Consider the following 18,040-nt stretch of genomic DNA (forward strand, 5'->3'; position numbering starts at 1 on the left):
CATCTGGCCTTTCAACGCTAACTAATTGATAGTTAAGGGTATCAGACCTCTCCACCGCACCTGCTTCTGCCTCTGTGCGCTGGAGGGAGGCGAACTATACGCAGAGGGATCATGGGGCGCAAGCCCCTTGCCGTAAAAAACCTGAACTATCGTTCGCAAGGGCGCCGTGGCGCCCTTGCGACTGCCTGCCGGGACAAGTGCAACACGTCACGCCGCGGGCGTTTTTGCCTTGCGCCAGCGCTGCAACTGCATGATCGGGCCGGACACCGCATAGGCGAGAAACGCCATCAGCAGGATGGTGGGCGGATTCAGGATAACCAGGCTGATGATCAACACCACCAGAATGATAACCACAAAGGGGACCCGACTACGGAAATCGACCCCCTTGAAGCTATAGTAGGGAAAGTTCGCCATCATCAGCAGGCCCAGGACAGCGGTCATAACCGCGACCAGATAGGCGATTTCCGTTGGCAGTTGCTCGCCGACCCAGCCTATATCCCAGCAGACCCACATGGTACTGGCAATCACCGCCGCGGCCGCCGGACTGGGAAGCCCGGTGAAATAATTCTTGTCCGCCGTGTCTATCTGGGTATTGAAACGTGCCAGGCGCAAGGCGGCGCAGGCGACATAAACAAATGCCGCACTCCAGCCGAACTTGCCCAACTCCCCCAACGCCCAACTGAACATGACCAGCGCCGGCGCAACACCAAAGGACACCATGTCGGACAAGCTGTCATATTCAGCACCGAACTTGCTGGAGGTATTGGTCATGCGCGCGATGCGACCGTCGAGGCCATCGAATATCAGCGCGAAGAAAATAGCCACCGCGGCGCTTTCAAAATCGCCCCGCATGGCCGAAACCACCGCATAGAAACCCGCAAATAATGCGCCGGTCGTGAACAGATTGGGCAGGAGGTAAACCCCCTTTCGGCGCACGGTCTGGCCGCCTTCGGACACTTCCTCTTCGTGTTCGTCAACAATCAGGTCCAGGGCCGGGGTCACCGCATGTCGTTGCTGTTCCCGGGCGTCCGCTTGCGGCTCGCTGTCATCTTTATTGGTCATAGTAGTATCCATGTCCGCGTGTCATCAGAGTATATCAAAGAGCTGCGCCATAGGTCTGTTGCGCCACATCCCACAAGGACTTGACCCTGGGGTCTGCCAGCCGGCTGCTCAGGCAGCACAACCCGATATCCAGCGCCGGCAGGGGCTCCCACACTGTTACCGGACTGACCCGCCCGGTAATGCCACTGGCCTGAATTACCAGGTCGGGGGCGATACCGACACCCAGGCCCAGGCCCACCATGGCTACAATGGCCTCATGGCCCGACACCTGCGCGTAAATCCGCGGCTGGCTGCGGCGGCGCTCAAACCAACTGTCCAGCATATCCTTGGTGACTCCCCGCTCCGGCACGATAAAGGGAATGCCGGACCAGTCAAAGTCGGGGGAAGCGGGATCCCCGGAGAGCATGCTGCGCCGCACCGCACAATCACCGGCGGGAATACACACCACCATGGGGGTTTGCAGCAACGACAGAAAACCGAGCTTCGGCGGCAAATATTGCGGGCGGCTGCTCACCGCCACATCATCCTGTCCCGAAAGCACCCGCTCGATACCATCCGCCTGGTCGCCGGTATGCATCATGATCTCCACCCCCGGCTGGCGCACGCGAAAGGCTTCCAGGACAGGTGCAAGAATACTGTAGCTGGCAGTCACCGAACAAAACAGGTTCACTTCGCCCGCGAGCTGGGCGTCGCCCCGCATCTGGCTGCGCACTTCGAGCCAGGCCGCCATGCTGCGCTGGGCATACTCGCGAAAGGTTCGGCCTGCGGGTGTCAGCCGCATACTGCGCTGGTCCCGCTCCAGTAGTACCTGGCCGAGATCCTCTTCGAGGCGCTGGATGGTGCGACTGACAGCGCTGACACTGATATGCAGGCGCAGCGCAGCACGACTAAAATTAAGCGTTTCAGTCACAGCGAGAAAGATCTGCAGGCCACGGATATCCATCCGCCAATATTGCACTTTACGCAAAACAGTTTCAACTATTTAGCGTTTTACGCAACACGCGGATTACCGTACAGTCTCTCCATCCAAGATCATTACCGGAGCTTTACAATGAGCAATAACTACTTCAATACCCTGCCCCTGCGCCTGCAACTGGAACAACTTGGCAAATGCCGCCTGATGAACCAGGCCGAGTTTGCAGATGGTGTGGAAAAATTACGTGGCAAGAAACTCGTTATCGTCGGCTGCGGCGCCCAGGGCCTGAACCAGGGCCTGAACCTGCGCGATAGCGGCCTGGACGTATCCTACACGCTGCGCGAAAGTGCCATCACCGAAAAACGCCAGTCCTGGAACAACGCCAGTGACAATGGCTTCAAGGTGGGCACTTATGAACAGATGATCCCCAAGGCAGACCTGGTGCTCAACCTGACCCCGGACAAGCAGCACACCGCCGTGGTTAATGAGGTCATGCCGTTAATGAAGGAAAACGCCTGCCTGGCCTACTCCCACGGCTTTAACATCGTCGAAGAGGGCATGAAAATCCGCCCGGACATTACGGTGATCATGGTGGCCCCCAAGTGCCCCGGCACCGAGGTACGCGAGGAATACAAGCGCGGCTTCGGCGTACCGACGCTGATCGCCGTACACACCGAAAACGATCCCCATGGCGAAGGCCTGGAACTGGCCAAGGCTTATGCGGCGGGCACCGGTGGCCACCGCGCGGGAGTACTGGAATCCTCCTTCATCGCCGAGGTCAAGTCTGACCTGATGGGTGAACAGACCATCCTCTGCGGCATGTTGCAGACCGGTTCCATCCTCTGCTTTGACAAGATGGTAGAGAAAGGCATTGATTCCGGCTACGCCTCAAAGCTGGTCCAGTATGGCTGGGAAACCATAACCGAGGGCCTCAAGCACGGCGGCATCACCAACATGATGGACCGGCTGTCGAACCCCGCGAAGCTGCGCGCGTTCTACATGGCGGAAGAGCTGAAGGAGATCATGCGACCCCTGTATGAGAAGCATCAGGACGACATCATGTCCGGTGAGTTCTCCAGGACCATGATGGAAGACTGGGCCAACGATGACGCCAATCTGCTCAAATGGCGCGCCGCCACCGCGGAAACCGCGTTTGAGAAAGCGACCGGTACCGATGCCGAGATAAGCGAACAGGCATTTTATGACAACGGTATTTTGATGGTGGCCATGGTCAAGGCCGGAGTTGAACTGGCCTTTGAAACCATGGTGTCCGCCGGCATCATCGATGAATCAGCCTACTATGAGTCACTGCATGAGACGCCGCTGATCGCCAATACCATCGCGCGCAAGAAGCTGTATGAAATGAATGTGGTCATCTCTGATACTGCAGAATACGGGTGCTACCTGTTTGATCACGCCTGCCGTCCGCTGCTGGCGGATTTCATGGCGAACATCACCACCGATGTCATTGGCAAGTCCATCGGCGGCGACAACAGCGTGGATAACCAGGAGCTGATCATTGTCAATGAATCCATCCGCTCGCACCCCGTGGAAACTATTGGCAAGGAACTGCGCGGCTATATGACGGCGATGAAGCGCATCGTCTGAACCCGGCCTGCAGTTAGCCGGCAACCAGCATCAAGGGGCTCTTCGGAGCCCCTTTTTTATGGGTATTAATCAAGAAGAAACGGCAGCGCAACGGCTAACCAGGAACACACTAGAGCTTTAGGACCTTTTCCCCGCGGGAAATACCGGCGATTCCCGAACGCACCACCTCAAGAATATCCGCCTCTCCCATCGCCGCCACAAATGAATCCAGCTTCTCGCCGGTTCCAGTGAGCTGGATGGTGTAGGTGTTGGGGCCCACATCCACAATCTGGCCTCGAAAGATATCAGTAGTGCGCTTGATCTCATCGCGCTGACTACCCGAGGCGCGCACCTTGATCAACAACAGGTCCCGCTCAATGTGGGCGCCCTCGGTAAGGTCCACCAGCTTCACCACATCAACCAGCTTGTTCAGCTGCTTGGTGATCTGCTCCATGGTCTTGTCATCGCCTTCCGTGGTGAGGGTAAGGCGGGACAGCGATGGGTCCTCGGTAGGCGCCACATTCAGTGTCTCGATATTGTAGCCGCGCTGGGAGAACAGGCCGATTACGCGAGACAGGGCGCCGGGTTCGTTTTCAACCAGGATAGAAATAATACGTCGCATCATCAGGTCCTCTCGTTCTTGCTCAGCCACATGTCTTTCATGGCGCCATTGGGGGCAATGTGCATGGGGTACACGTGCTCCATGGGATCGATAAAGATATCGAGGAACACCAGCTTGTCCTTCATGGCAAAGGCTTCATCCATGCGCGCATCCAGCTCATCCAGCCTGGTGACCTGGATACCCACGTGGCCGTAGGATTCCACCAGCTTGACGAAGTCGGGCAAGGAGTCCTCGTAGGTACTCATGGCATGGCGACCTTCGTAATGCATGTCCTGCCACTGCTTGACCATGCCCAGGTAGTTATTGCGCAGGTTGATGATCTTGATCGGCGTCTTGTACTGGGTGCAGGTGGACAGCTCCTGGATATTCATCTGGATACTGCCCTCACCGGTAACACAGGCCACATTCATATCGGGGAAGGCAAGCTGTACACCCATGGCGGCGGGCAAGCCAAAGCCCATGGTCCCCAGGCCACCGGAGTTGATCCAGCGGCGCGGCTGGTCGAACTTGTAGTACTGGGCCGCAAACATCTGGTGCTGGCCGACATCCGAGGTGACATAGGCGTCGCCATTGGTGGCGCGGTACAGGCTTTCAATAACCTGCTGGGGCATGATGCGGTCGCTTTCGCCATAGCGACGACCGGTCCACAGCCCATGCTTGCCGCGCCACTCCTCAATCTGCTGCCACCAGCGCCCAAGGGCGCCGCTATCGGGCAACTCAGGTGTTTTTTCCTGCAGGCCATCGATGATCTCCAGCAGATCCTCAAGCACCGACCTCACCGGCCCGACAATCGGGATATCCGAGGACACCGTTTTGGAAATCGAGGTGGGGTCAATATCGATGTGGATGATCTTGGCGCCGGGGCAGAACTTGCCCACGGTGTTGGTCACGCGGTCATCAAAGCGCGCGCCCACCGCCAGAATCACATCACTGTGGTGCATGGCCATGTTGGCTTCATAGAAGCCGTGCATACCGAGCATACCCAGGAACTGGGGGTCGGTAGCCGGATACGCACCCAGCCCCATCAGGGTGTTGGTGACAGGGTATTTCAGCTTCCGCGCCAGCTGTGTCAGCAGGTCACTGGCTTCACCCAGGATCACGCCACCGCCACTGTAGATAATCGGTCGCTTGGCGCCCAGCAGCATCTTCGCGGCCTTGCGGATCTGGCCGGTATGGCCGCGCTGGGCGGGCGCGTATGAGCGCAACTTGACCGATTCCGGGTAGTGGTACTCGAATTTTTCATCCGGACGGGTACAGTCCTTGGGAATATCAATCACCACCGGGCCAGGGCGGCCGGTCGTGGCGATATGAAACGCCTTCTTGATGATTTCAGGAATGTCTTCCGCATGGCGCACCATGAAGCTGTGCTTCACAATAGGTCGGGAGATACCGACCATGTCGGTTTCCTGGAACGCGTCCTCGCCTATCAGGTGCGTAGCCACCTGGCCGGACAGCACCACCATGGGAATGGAATCCATATACGCCGTGGCGATTCCGGTGATGGCATTGGTGGCCCCGGGGCCGGATGTCACCAGCACCACACCGGGCTTGCCGGTGGCACGGGCGTAGCCGTCGGCGGCATGGGTTGCAGCCTGTTCGTGGCGCACCAGCACGTGGGGCACCTTGTTGGTTTTGAACAGGGCATCGTAAATATGCAGTACGGCACCACCGGGGTAGCCGAATATAAATTCCACGCCTTCGTCTTCGAGGGCACGGGCGATCATCTCACCGCCGGATAACAACTCCACAATCTTTCTCCCAGATAACAAAACGCCCGGCGCGTAACCCTCGCCGAAGCTGTTCCGATAGATGTGTGAGCGTTGCGAAGACAGTACCTGAACCGGTACCGGATTGGCGACGCCACCCCCTTGAGGCGAGATACACTGCTCGAGACCAAGCCCACCGGATATTACCCGGAAGGGCTATCCACGGAGGAAAACGATCACGAACACCCGTGTATCGGTCGCCCTGCGAGGTAGCGCAGTGTCTGGCCCTCAACCCGGCCAATGCGGCACGGGATGAATACGGGACTCAAAACAGCCGGCACGAATAATCACATCGTGCTGGTAGACCATGGGCCGAGGGTACCCGGCAGTAGTCGTTGCCATTAGTGAGACCGGAGTATTGTTGGCGGCAGCGCGCAATTTGTCAACGGCCATAGCCGTTAAAAATCCTCTTTGCGACCAGCTGCCGATTGCACACCCACTCCGGGTGGGGTAATTTACAGGGGTAATGATTCGCAGAGGCGAGGAAAAATGCATATAAAACCAGTGTTCCGCAAAGGCTTGCAAGGCGGCATGATCGTGTTATTGGCCGCAGGCAGTGTGCAGGTGGCTGCTGCGGACGCGTATTATCGCTGGCTGGATGACCGGGGCATCCCGGTGCATAGCGATCGACCGCCGGCAGCAGGGATAGATTATGAGGTCATCTCGAGCCAATCCGGACTGAAACGGGTGGTTCCCGCAGAGCAAGGGGCGGTGCCGAAAGAGGTAGAGCCACGCGTGGGGAATGAGTTCGAGACGGTAGACTCGCGTTCTGCAACCAAAGACACAATGAACGCAGAATACTGCCAGCGCGCCCGCGAGAACCTGGATACTCTGCAAATTAGTAAAGGAGGGCGTATTCGCGTTCGCAATGACCAGGGAGAATTGAGATACCTGGATGAAGAGCAGGTGGCAGGGGAAAAGCGCATCGCCGAAGAGGCCATCAAACTCTATTGTGATTAATTCCGGCTAAGCTTGCCAAACTCCCCCACTTGCTTTTCATCTCACTGAAAATAACGATCGACCCCTCGAGCTCAACTCGAAGAGCCAATAGTTGGACACAAGCTACTGGCGCTCTAAATCCTCAGTGAAGAACACTCGGCGAATCTGCGGATTGATCGCGGGATCGAGCTGTTCGAATGAAAAACCGTCCCAACCGATAATACCGGTCCGGACTTCCCCGCAGGGTGGCGTCTCACACACAGGCTCATAATTCGAGCAATCAGTGGCGGTACAACCTTCGGGTATCCTGACCGTTACCACGATCGGTGGAATCGGGATGCCACCGCCATCAATTTCCTGACCCGTTGGCACTTCTGGATTGAAGAAGTCTACCGCATAGCCCCTGCCTATACCGATCGGTGAACCACAGATGTCTCCTGGGGCACCGCCGGGCTGGAAGGTGTTGAAAAACACCCGTCCGCCACCGACAACTGCCGGGTTGGCCACCTGTTCTCCCTGATTCGGTAAATCCAGCCACCAGCCCTTGAAGTTCTGCAGATTCTCCCCGTCAGGAAAAGGGGTGCCGATCTGATGCATATCCTCGCCCTCAAGATCCACTACCGTCCTCTCCCACGACCCCGTCGTGGAATCTTCCTCCTCCTGCCAATCCAGGTATGGCTCTTCGATCAGCGCGTAGAAGCGGTTCTGGACATCGGCCGTATAGGGATAGTTGCTTTCCAGAGGCCGCTCACGATCACCCGTCCCGATTGCGACCGCGATCTGACCATTGGTCGGCAACGGCGAGGCAGTGGGTGAATTGTAGAAACGACGGGTGTTGCCGGGCATGGAGGCAATTTTCTCGATACGCCAGTCGCCTTGCTCACGGTCCACTATGACACCGTCCGGTATGGTTGTGAGACCAACCAGACTCTGGACATAGTCTGCGAAGCGTATCCTGTAGAGATTGCCCTTCACATCTGCAACATAGGCCAGCTCAATCACGCCATCAACATTTATATCCACTGTAGCAATATCAGACATCACAGGCGCGTCGGTTGGGAACCATTTAAGGCGGGCACCTGACAAAGCGTCAAGGACATACACTCCCTTGCCTTTCGCACTGTCACACTCAGTAGGATAGGCCGCCTGATCAATATCCAGGCAGGCATCATAGCCGCCGCCGAAGATGATCACGGGCGCAGGGTCCGCATCATTGCCGGGGTATTCCGCTATGAACACACCTTGCGGGGTGGACCAGGTTTGGCCTAGCGAAGCAAAGTCCGTACCGGTACAGTTTCCTGCGTCATCACAGCCCTGCTTCCACAAAAACAGCGGACTGTCCGGGATGGTGACATCAAAACCGTAAACCATCCTGCCACCCCGCCTCATGGTGGGGAAAATGTAAGCGTAATCAAGCTCTCCCACTCCCGAATCTGCCGGATCCACGGGGTCATCATACTTCACGTGCAGACCGGTGGGGCCGTCAAAAAAGTAATCCTTGGGTTCTGCATCCGGATCTTCAGCATCGACAAGCACACCCTCGAACGCAATCACCGGGTCGTCATCATAAAGTCGTTGCAGTTTCCCATAGTGCTCGGGCGCGACGAAACCCCAGCGCTCACTCCCATTGCTGGCATCCACCGCACGGAACAGGCCGTCGTTGGCACCATAAAAAATAATTACCGTGTCGTCATCGTATCGAATCGAGAGCGGCCTTGAGTGCACCACATCTCCGTGCACGCTCGGCCTCGCAAGCGTATCACCAAGATAGGCGGCTTCGTTCGCACCCTGGAGATCACCCGCCATGAAATCGAAAATGTCGGTGCCGCCAAAAGACGCCGCTTCATCAAAAAGGTCAATTATCGCGCCAGCGCTATTAACCGTGTAAAGGTTGCGCGCGGCCCCCGACGCCAGCAAGCGGATTCTCTGGCCAACACCACCCTTTTCCACAAAGGGTCCGTCCGGCAAATCGGAATACTCCCTTGAGGCCTCAATCGCTGTCCCACAGGCACTGGCCACCGGAGGATTGATCCCCAGGCTTTCCCAATAATCAATTGTATCCTCGGTCCACAGGCTCTTGGCGCAATCTCTCGGGAAGCCTGTCTGGCTGTTAATGGCCTGGGTGAAGTCGGCGTCTGCCAATTCTGCCACGCCATTGAACAACGCCAACTGATAGCGCTTCAGGTTACCGTACCAGCGCGGGGCCTTGCCCAGTTCCGGCCGGAACATGCCAATATAAACCTCGTTTTCAACCTGTGTTCTGTTGGTGGTACTCAATGGCAGGGTAACCGCCGCGAAGCTTGAGGCCTTGGCCACAATGTCTCCCAACGATATTTCCAGCGCCTTCAGGATCGCCTCTTCACTTTTCGCCTGAAAATACTGGCCGCCACCGGCGTTGGCGGCACTGAACCAGAGCCCGCTCAGGTCAGCCTGTTGTTGCTTGTTAAAGACGTCCACTGTGTAGGTGATAACCTTGACACGCTGGTTGTGGGCTTCGTAGATACCGTCGCCATCCAGATCTTCGTTAAATGTGTAGGGGACACCCACATTGAAAAGAAACTTGGACCAGTCATCCATGTTGTAGCTGATGCCACTGGAGGTATCGAACTCTCCAGAGGCCTGGATCTCGGTGACCGTCACATCTTGGCAGGTCGGCGGAATCACTTGTGCCGGAACATTAACGGTGTATTTAAGGCGATTATTTTTACAACCGGAAGATACCGCGGGACTCGAACAGGAACAATTCGAAGCACCCGCAGGGCATTCATCTACCGCACAATCACCAAGCTGGTTACTCCGATAACAGGCTGCTGAGGTAAAATCATAAGAAGCCACCGTTTGTTCGTCGCTGCAGACCTCCTCCTCCGTTTCCACGGTAATGAATTCCGGCATCGGCAGCGGCGCACCACTCTCCCCCGCCAAAGCATTTGGTGCGGTCAACCCCGCTTCAGCATAGGCCGCTTTCAAGGCATTAGTGTTAGCAGTGTCATCGCCGGCGATAGAGCCGTTGGTGTTATTGCCGATAAAGATCATGTAAGTGTCGGCACATATATCGGTGGAACTCAGGGGCGAACTGAATGTATTCCATTGGGATGTATATGCGTTGGCATCGGCGAGATTAGCCGGGGTGCCAATACCATTCTTGCTTTGATTATCCCCCTTGAGATAGTTGTAGAGATCGTACGGCAAATAACCATAAGGATTTGATGAGTCGCGCTTCTCGTCTGAAGACTCAATATTGTCTTCGATTCTCGTCAACGCGGGCGCAACCACGTTGTCAAAATAATCCTGCGTCAGCTCCTGGACATCAATACGCGTGTAGGCACCATCCTTGTCTGAACTGCTACCACCCGTGGTGCCATACATCATCAGGCCCACATTGATCTTGCCGATCATATTGGACAGTGCGGCCTTGATCGCTCGAGCCTCGGATTCACCTTGAGTGCCGTCCGGCCACTGCTGTCCAATCCGGGACCAGTTGGCCGAGTTGTCGAGCACGAACACGACATTGGGCAGAGCTGCACTTCCGGTATCACTGGTGCCGGCAAAGATATCGATATCCTCCGCAGATACCACTATCGAAAGCGCCAGACCCAACAGGGCAAGACCCACTTTTTTCATCTGGAGATAGTTCACAGTGTTGCTCCTTGCCCGATCAAACCGGACACGCGGTATCAATGTTGTTTAACGTGGTTAAAATAGAAACACCCTGGCGAACGGTAACCTCTGCGCCAGATACCACATCAGTCGCTACAGCCTCAAATTCCCAAACCGAGGCCGCGCACATGGAATAAACACCCGGCGGCAGAAAACAGGTTGCCTGGTCGGGAAAATTGTACACGTCCAGCTCTATGTTCTTGCGAGGGATCACGGAAATACAGGCCGGAGTGGAAACCACGACGGTAACGTCCGTCTCGCCGTCCGCGTTGAAGTCGTAACACTTCTGATTGTCTTCATCACAAGATACCGCGAAAATGGAATCCGGATTGTCGGCAAACCTGGAAGAGCTGAGCGCCTCTTCTATTGCGGCTCTGGCGGCAATCCTTGCCTGTTCACGGCTCTCCATATTGCCCACCACTTTCAAGTTGGTTTGCGCGATGTTGGATGCCGTTACCACGATCACGGTCACCGCCAGCAACATGATCAGCGAGATAAGCAGCACTATGCCCTGCTGCTTCCCCTGATGCCCCACTGCCTTCATCACGGCACCTCTCTTCTTCCCGCGATGTTGCGGGTAAACATGGTACGGGTATACAGCTGGCGGCGATGACTCGTAAACGTCGCCGGGGTATAACTCTGCCCTCCAACTGTGTAGGTCCTGGTGTCAGTGAATCCCGGGCTCGGCTGGTGGCTTCTCACTATCATGCTCAGCCTGACCATGACCACCTGAGGCCAGATCAGGTCGTTGGGACTGGCAATATTGGAGGCATAACCGTCCACCTGTCCATCGCCATCGGTATCCAGACCGTATTCAAATCTCAGCAGTTCGACATTCTCAATCATCTCCTGCTCGACGTAACTGCTGCCCTCCAGTTCCGCTCGCATCAGCTTGTCATCGGCATTCACGTAGTAGATCCGATTCAAAAACCGGTATCGGGGGGCTATGTTTACGCCATCACACTCGCGCTTCTCCAGATCAAGGGCTGCTACATCATTGTCTATCAAAAAATGATCGCCGGGCTTATTCAAGCTATCCTGCTCAAAACACGCCAGCACCTGAAGATGGAAATTGGACCCCGCGACTGGGCACCCGGGGCTTCCCAGGGCACAACTGCTGACGCGGCGGATGGCAACGTAGTCGGTGTTCGCCTTCGGCTGCAGATTGGCCGGAGTGCAGGCAATGGCTCCCTGGCCACCCTGAATCGGATAACCCATGGCCTCCTCAAGTTCGACAGCGGAATCAACGCACACGGGCGGAATCGTACCGCCTGGCGTTACCTCACCTTTCTCGCCCCAGAACGCGGCACTCACAACGTCTCTTTCAATTGTGCCCATGGCGAAAATGGCCGATTCCATCTGGCGCCCGAATCGTTCAATTTCATTGCGGGTTGCGCTGTTCTGGGTCGCAATCTCCGTGACGCCCAACATGATGATTGCGCCGAGGCCCAGAGCAATCATTATTTCGATCAGGCCCAACCCAAGATTCCTGCGCCTGTAACGTAAAGTAGTCATCGTCAGTTCACCAGGTCCGCAAGTACAGCCTCTATGGCGACAACCCTTCGAAATGCATCGTTGTCACCATACGCATTGAAACCGCAATCAAGGTCCGGGGATGCCGTTGCAACCGCACCTTGCCAGGCCACAGTCACCAGAATTCGAGTCTCGCCGTCAATCGAGCCCACAACATTTTCGATACATCCCCGCGCGGCATTGACACTTCCGGCATTGACTCCCCCTGCCAATACGTCTTGCCCCGCCAGGATATTATTCCAGTCGCAAAGATCGTACTCGGCCGTCGTCTGGGTAGCGGGGTCACAGACGGCAGGTGTGAGCAATCCATATTCAACGCCCGGCGTATACGCTCCGGCCCTGGCCGCGGGAGCATTGACCCGGATTCTGTTCACCATTTCTTCAGCCAGCATGACGGCTTGCGCCCTTTGATAGGCTTCGAGCTGACTTTGCAGCGAGAACACCTGTAGTCCCGCCAAACCCAACAGGCCAATCGCGATAATCACCAGGGTAATAAGTACTTCAATCAGCGTAAAACCTGGTGAGCCATGACTTTTTATTGGCAGCGTGTTCATGCGCAATTATCATCCATATAGCCGCCTGGCTTGAGTTTGAGGCAACGGGTAAGACTTTCTGTTCCAGAGCCCACGATAACCGTGAAAGTAACAGGCTCTGCGGCTCTCCCCGATGGTGAAAAACCGACAGAACTACCGGTGACCGTAATCGCAATATCGGCACTTCCCGATTGTGCATGCTCCAGAATATCCGGCTCACTGGCATCGGGATTAACGATTTTCCAGCCCTCTTGCCAGCCCCCGGCTGCTGGAGTAACCAGGACTTTTCTGTTGCGTTTTATGGCCTCTGACCGAGCGGTCATAAGAGCTATCCTGAGATCAACCAGTGTCGCCCTGGACCTTTGCTCAATAATAAAGCCACGAAAAGAGGGCATAGCTACGATTGTCAGCACAGCCAATATCACCAGGACTATCATGAGTTCTATGAGAGTAAACCCACGCTCCGTCCGTATTGGCGGTTGAGGCCAATTTACCATGCCTCGGTTCCCCGCAACTTGTTACCCGTATTGTCGATAGTGAGAGAGCCATCCCGCACCTGGCTCGTGCCCGTCAGCGGCACCGCAGTGATGAGGTAGGTCGGCGGCGGACCCGCGTCAACGCTAAAGTTAACCGAATAACTGGAGGCGACACGCTCCGGTGTAGACAGGTTTAATTCAACAGCAGTACTTGCATAAGTACGTGTGTCATTGAAGTAGAGCTGTTGCCTTTGGGCTATATCCAATAAAAAAGACTGTGCGGCACCACGATTGGCTTTGATCACATAGCCTTGATATGCAGGAAGTGCCACGGTCACCAAAATCGCCACAATAGCAATGACGATCATCAATTCAATGAGGGTGAAACCCCTCTGGGGAGCTTGTCTGGACATCATCATTATTATCAGGCTCTACCTTTCACGCACGCGTAATTCGACTTCTCCAGCATAACGTGCGCCGCCCGAAAGCCCAGTGAGGACAGACGAGCGGCTGTTTTAGGTGGATAAGCGGTCGTGTGGCCTGTTAGCGCTTCCCAAACACCGCCCCCTGCTCCCCCGCAACATCCACCACAATCGTATCCCCAGCACCGAATTCCCCTGAAAGGATGCGCTGTGCTAGCGGGTTCTCCAGTTCCTGCTGGATGGCGCGTTTCAAGGGTCGCGCGCCATAGACGGGGTCGTAACCGGTGGCGGCCAGGCGATCCATAAAGGCATCGGAGATCTCGATCATCAGGTCGCGTTCGGCCAGGCGCTTGCGCAGCGATTGCAGCTGGATATCGGCAATGCCGCGAATCTGGTCGGCGGCCAGCGGGTGAAATACCACGGTTTCGTCAATACGGTTGATGAATTCGGGACGGAAGTGGCGACCGACAATGGCCATTACCGCCGCTTTCATCGCCTCGTAGTTGTCCTCGCCCGCCGTCTCCTGGATAACATCGGAGCCCAGGTTGGAGGTCATCACAATGACCGTGTTGCGGAAGTTGACGGTGCGGCCCTGGCCATCGGTCAGGCGGCCATCTTCCAATACCTGCAGGAGGATATTGAATACGTCCGGATGGGCTTTTTCCACCTCATCCAGCAGCAGCAGTGAGTAGGGCCTGCGACGCACGGCCTCGGTCAGGTAACCGCCCTCTTCATAGCCCACGTAGCCCGGGGGCGCACCAATCATGCGCGCCACTGAATGCTTTTCCATGAACTCGGACATGTCCACCCGCACCATGGCCTGTTCGCTGTCGAACAGGAATTCCGCCAGCGCCTTGCACAATTCGGTCTTGCCCACGCCCGTGGGGCCCAGGAACAGGAAGGAGCCGCTGGGCCGGTTGGGGTCGGAGATGCCGGCGCGCGAGCGGCGCACCGCATTGGCAACGGCTTTCACTGCCTCGTCCTGGCCCACCACCCGCTGGTGCAGGGAGTCTTCCATGCGCAGCAATTTCTCGCGGTCGCCCTCAAGCATCTTGGATACCGGAATACCGGTCCAGCGGGATACCACTTCCGCCACTTCCTCGTCCGTCACCTTGTTGCGCAACAGCGTATGTTCGGTGGTCTCGGCCGCCTGGGCCGCTTCCAGCTGTTTTTCCAGCTCGGGCATTTTGCCGTACTGCAGTTCAGACATGCGGGTGAGGTCACCGGCGCGACGCGCGGCCTCCATGTCCAGCTTCATCTGCTCCAGCTCGCTCTTGATCTGGGCAGCGCCCTGCAAGGAGGCTTTCTCCGCTTTCCAGATTTCTTCCAGGTCGGAAAATTCGCGCTCTACTTTGCCAATTTCGGCATCCAGCAGCTCCACCTGTTTTTGTGCCGCCGGGTCCTTGTCTTTTTTCACCGCCTCGCGCTCGATCTTGAGTTGGATCATGCGCCGCTCCAGGCGGTCCATGGATTCCGGCTTGGAGTCGATCTCCATGCGAATACGGCTGGCCGCTTCGTCCACCAGGTCGATCGCCTTGTCCGGCAGCTGCCGATCGGTGATGTAGCGCTGGGACAGCTTGGCCGCGGCGATAATCGCACTGTCGGTGATATCCACCCCATGATGTACCTCATAGCGCTCTTTCAGGCCCCGGAGGATGGCGATGGTGTCCTCTTCATTGGGTTCGTCCACCAGCACTTTCTGGAATCGACGCTCAAGGGCTGCGTCTTTCTCAATATGCTTGCGGTACTCATCCAGGGTGGTGGCGCCCACGCAGTGCAATTCGCCACGGGCCAGCGCCGGCTTGAGCATGTTGCCGGCATCCATTGAGCCCTCGGTCTTGCCGGCGCCGACCATGGTATGGAGCTCGTCGATAAACAGGATAATGCCACCCTCCTGCTTGGAGAGCTCATTGAGTACAGCCTTCAGGCGCTCCTCAAAATCGCCGCGATACTTGGCACCGGCCAGCAGCGCACCCAGGTCCAGCGACAGGATGCGCTTGCTTTTCAGGCTCTCGGGTACCTCGCCGTTGACCACGCGCTGGGCCAGGCCTTCAATAATCGCAGTTTTACCCACGCCGGGCTCGCCGATCAAGACCGGGTTATTCTTGGTGCGGCGTTGCAGTACCTGGATGGTGCGGCGAATCTCGTCGTCGCGGCCAATCACCGGGTCCAGCTTGCCCTGCTCGGCGCGTTCGGTGAGATCAATGGTGTATTTGTCAAGCGCCTGGCGGGACTCTTCGGCCTCGGGGTTGGTCACGTTTTCTCCTCCTCGCACCTGCTCAATGGCAGCCTGCAGGGCCAGTGCGGTGGCGCCGTGGTTCTTGAGCAGCTCCCCGGCGGTGGTTTTGCTTTCCAGCATTGCCAGCAAAACCAGCTCACTGGAAATGTAGGTATCGCCGCCCTTTTGCGCCAGTTTGTCGCTGACATTGAGGATGCGCCCCAGATCGTTGGACATGTGGACATCGCCGCCACCCCCACTCACGGTAGGCAATGCCTCTACCGCAGTAGTCACCGCCGTATCGAGGGCGGCAATATTAGCGCCGGTTTTTTGCAGCAGTGGCCGCACCGACCCGCCTTTTTGCTGCAGCAACGCCGCCAGCAAATGCACTGGCTCAATAAAATTGTGATCCTTGCCCAGCGCGATCGACTGGGCATCCGCAAGCGCCAGCTGCAGCTGGTTGGTCAGTTTATCCATTCTCATGCATCAATCTCCTTCAATGCCCGCGCCTGCATCGGCGCATATTGTTTCATGGAGACTGAAATGGGGGGGAAAGCGGCTAATTCAAGTAAGGTTCAGCGGCTAACCGGCGTGGCCTTGAGCTGGATCAAGGTCGCCATGCGACCGGTCTGGCCATCACGGCGATAAGAATAGAAACGGGCGGCATCCCCAAAGGTACACAGGCCGCCGCCGTAAACGGCGGTCACTCCTGCTTGTCGCAGACGCAGGCGAGCCAGCGCATACAAGTCCGCCAGGTAATGCCCGGCAAGGGGCGAGGGGCGAAAACAGGCTGCAATCTCAGCTCGGGCCGACCCGGCAACATCACAAAAGGCTGCGCGCACTTCGGCGCCCACTTCGAATGCATCGGGCCCGATCGCCGGGCCAAGCCAGGCCAGCAACTCGCCGGGGACTACCGGCAGGGCTTTCACCGTGGCTTCAAGAATACCCGCCTGCAGCCCGCGCCAGCCCGCATGGGCGGCAGCCACCACGGAGCCGGCCCGGTCGCACAGTAATACCGGCAGGCAATCGGCGGTCATGATGGCGCAGGCGATTCCGGGCCGGGCAGTCCAGCTGGCATCTGCAGTGGGGACGGGACCTTGTCCGCAGGCTTCTACCACCTCTATCCCATGACACTGCTGTAACCAGGAAAGGCGGGTACCCGCAGGCAACAGTGCCTGCAGTGCCGCGCGATTGGCCTGCACCGCGGCGGGCGCGTCCCCCACATGATCGCCCAGGTTAAATCCCTGACAGGCACCTGTACTGATGCCTCCTTGCCGGGTGCTGGTAAATGCCAGAACCTCTGGCGGCGCCGGCCAGTCAGCTGTAATCAGCACGGTTTGCCACCGGATCTTCCTCCGCAAGCACCAGCAGCAGGGCTTCCAGATCAGCGGGTAGCGGACATTCGAACTGCATATGTTCTCCGGTTACCGGATGAATAAGTCCCAGCGCCTCGGCATGCAGTGCCTGTCGACGGAAACCCCGCAGGGCGTCTATCAACCTCTCGGACGCCCCCTTGGGGATCCGGGGGCGACCGCCATAGAGCGGATCACCGATCAACGGGTAGTGCCTGTGTGCCATGTGCACCCGGATCTGGTGGGTGCGGCCGGTTTCCAGGTTAACGGCGATCCGGGTGTGATGAGCGAAGCGTTTGGTGACCCGGTAGTGCGTGATTGCCGTTTTGCCGCCGGTGACCCTGACCGCCATTTTCTTGCGCTGCCGCGCATGCCGCCCGATAGGCTCGTCAACGGTACCCCCGCCGGTCATGGCGCCGATACAAACCGCGACGTACTGGCGCTTGACCGTGCGCGCCTGCAGCTGCTCCACCAGGTTATGATGGGCCCGCACGCTTTTGGCTGCCACCATCACCCGGAGGTTTCCATGTCCAGCCGATGAACGATGCCGCCCCGGGGGAGTAGCGCCATGCCGGGTGCGTGACCGAGCAAGGCGTTAACCAGGGTACCATCGGCATGGCCCGCCGCGGGGTGCACCACCAGCCCGGCCGGCTTGTTCAACACCAGGATCGCTTCATCCTCATACAGAATGTCGAGGTCAATGGCCTCCGGTTGCCAGTTGACCTCGTCTTCCAGCAGGGCATCCAGCGTCAGCGAGGTACCACTGTGCACCTTATCCCGAGGCCGGCACTGCTGCCCGTTCGCCAGTAGTTCACCCTGCCTGATCCAGGTTTGCAGTCGGGACCGGGAATATTCGGGGAACAGTTGGGCAGCGGCCTGGTCTAACCGCTCGCCGTCAAGTTCTGGTCCCACTTCGGCCCGGGCACGGATTTTCTCTGTCATTGGAATTCCTGTTTA

16 protein-coding genes and 1 pseudogene are annotated in these 18,040 nt (G+C 57.4%); 2 read left to right on the forward strand and 15 right to left on the reverse strand.

Translation table 11 applies throughout. The features are described 5' to 3' along the window. Positions 1-207 precede the first annotated feature (207 nt). Positions 208-1,062, reverse strand: coding sequence for a CDP-diacylglycerol--serine O-phosphatidyltransferase (gene pssA / locus CWI75_RS14110; RefSeq protein ID WP_101522169.1), 855 nt, complete (start codon positions 1,060-1,062; stop codon positions 208-210). A gap of 34 nt (positions 1,063-1,096) precedes the next feature. Continuing rightward, a complete protein-coding gene (gene ilvY / locus CWI75_RS14115; RefSeq protein ID WP_241521245.1) occupies positions 1,097-2,020 on the reverse strand; it encodes an HTH-type transcriptional activator IlvY in 924 nt (307 codons plus the stop codon). A 93-nt stretch (positions 2,021-2,113) separates the two neighbouring features. On the opposite strand from ilvY, the gene ilvC reads away from it, so the two are divergent. Beyond that, the gene (ilvC, locus tag CWI75_RS14120; protein ID WP_101522171.1) at positions 2,114-3,586 is read left to right on the forward strand and encodes a ketol-acid reductoisomerase; all 1,473 of its coding nucleotides are present in this window, start codon (positions 2,114-2,116) and stop codon (positions 3,584-3,586) included. 109 nt (positions 3,587-3,695) lie between these two features. On the opposite strand, the gene ilvN is transcribed toward ilvC, so the two are convergent. Continuing rightward, positions 3,696-4,187, reverse strand: coding sequence for an acetolactate synthase small subunit (gene ilvN, locus CWI75_RS14125; protein WP_101522281.1), 492 nt, complete (start codon positions 4,185-4,187; stop codon positions 3,696-3,698). A gap of 2 nt (positions 4,188-4,189) precedes the next feature. Further along, on the reverse strand, positions 4,190-5,935 hold the full coding sequence (locus tag CWI75_RS14130; protein WP_101522172.1) for an acetolactate synthase 3 large subunit: 1,746 nt from the start codon (positions 5,933-5,935) through the stop codon (positions 4,190-4,192). A 507-nt stretch (positions 5,936-6,442) separates the two neighbouring features. On the opposite strand from CWI75_RS14130, the gene CWI75_RS14135 reads away from it, so the two are divergent. Further along, the gene (locus CWI75_RS14135) at positions 6,443-6,913 is read left to right on the forward strand and encodes a DUF4124 domain-containing protein (protein ID WP_241521234.1); all 471 of its coding nucleotides are present in this window, start codon (positions 6,443-6,445) and stop codon (positions 6,911-6,913) included. Positions 6,914-7,015: 102 nt separating this feature from the next. Here the strand turns inward: CWI75_RS14135 and CWI75_RS14140 are convergent, their stop codons facing one another. The 11 genes and pseudogenes from CWI75_RS14140 to CWI75_RS19020 all read right to left on the reverse strand — a co-directional run bounded on the left by CWI75_RS14140 (position 7,016) and on the right by CWI75_RS19020 (position 18,025). Continuing rightward, on the reverse strand, positions 7,016-10,528 hold the full coding sequence (locus tag CWI75_RS14140) for a pilus assembly protein (protein ID WP_101522173.1): 3,513 nt from the start codon (positions 10,526-10,528) through the stop codon (positions 7,016-7,018). Positions 10,529-10,547: 19 nt separating this feature from the next. Continuing rightward, on the reverse strand, positions 10,548-11,096 hold the full coding sequence (locus CWI75_RS14145) for a pilus assembly PilX family protein (RefSeq protein WP_146003602.1): 549 nt from the start codon (positions 11,094-11,096) through the stop codon (positions 10,548-10,550). Then, a complete protein-coding gene (locus CWI75_RS14150) occupies positions 11,093-12,064 on the reverse strand; it encodes a PilW family protein (RefSeq protein WP_101522175.1) in 972 nt (323 codons plus the stop codon). Before CWI75_RS14150 ends, CWI75_RS14145 begins: the two co-directional genes overlap by 4 nt. Positions 12,065-12,066: 2 nt before the next feature. Then, positions 12,067-12,636, reverse strand: coding sequence for a type IV pilus modification protein PilV (gene pilV, locus CWI75_RS14155; protein ID WP_101522176.1), 570 nt, complete (start codon positions 12,634-12,636; stop codon positions 12,067-12,069). Continuing rightward, positions 12,633-12,938: a GspH/FimT family protein gene (locus CWI75_RS18445; RefSeq protein ID WP_162300094.1), complete on the reverse strand. Its 306-nt coding sequence runs from the start codon at positions 12,936-12,938 to the stop codon at positions 12,633-12,635. The genes pilV and CWI75_RS18445 overlap by 4 nt, the downstream gene beginning before the upstream one ends. A gap of 78 nt (positions 12,939-13,016) precedes the next feature. Further along, positions 13,017-13,112, reverse strand: a pseudogene (locus CWI75_RS18935) (type IV pilin protein); the annotation flags it as partial. Next, positions 13,106-13,510: a type IV pilin protein gene (locus tag CWI75_RS14165; RefSeq protein ID WP_277621771.1), complete on the reverse strand. Its 405-nt coding sequence runs from the start codon at positions 13,508-13,510 to the stop codon at positions 13,106-13,108. The gene CWI75_RS14165 and the pseudogene CWI75_RS18935, both read right to left, overlap by 7 nt. 124 nt (positions 13,511-13,634) lie before the next feature. Then, positions 13,635-16,214: an ATP-dependent chaperone ClpB gene (gene clpB / locus CWI75_RS14170; protein WP_101522179.1), complete on the reverse strand. Its 2,580-nt coding sequence runs from the start codon at positions 16,212-16,214 to the stop codon at positions 13,635-13,637. A gap of 92 nt (positions 16,215-16,306) precedes the next feature. Then, a complete protein-coding gene (gene pgeF, locus CWI75_RS14175; RefSeq protein ID WP_101522180.1) occupies positions 16,307-17,065 on the reverse strand; it encodes a peptidoglycan editing factor PgeF in 759 nt (252 codons plus the stop codon). Then, entirely contained in the window at positions 17,049-17,594 is a 546-nt protein-coding gene (locus tag CWI75_RS19015; RefSeq protein ID WP_479459233.1) for a pseudouridine synthase, read from the reverse strand. Before CWI75_RS19015 ends, pgeF begins: the two co-directional genes overlap by 17 nt. Then, complete coding sequence (locus CWI75_RS19020) at positions 17,594-18,025, reverse strand: S4 domain-containing protein (RefSeq protein WP_479459234.1); 432 nt, start codon at positions 18,023-18,025, stop codon at positions 17,594-17,596. Before CWI75_RS19020 ends, CWI75_RS19015 begins: the two co-directional genes overlap by 1 nt. Positions 18,026-18,040 lie beyond the last annotated feature (15 nt).

The organism is Kineobactrum sediminis (assembly GCF_002868715.1).
GTDB classification, from domain to species: Bacteria; Pseudomonadota; Gammaproteobacteria; order Pseudomonadales; family Halieaceae; genus Kineobactrum; species Kineobactrum sediminis.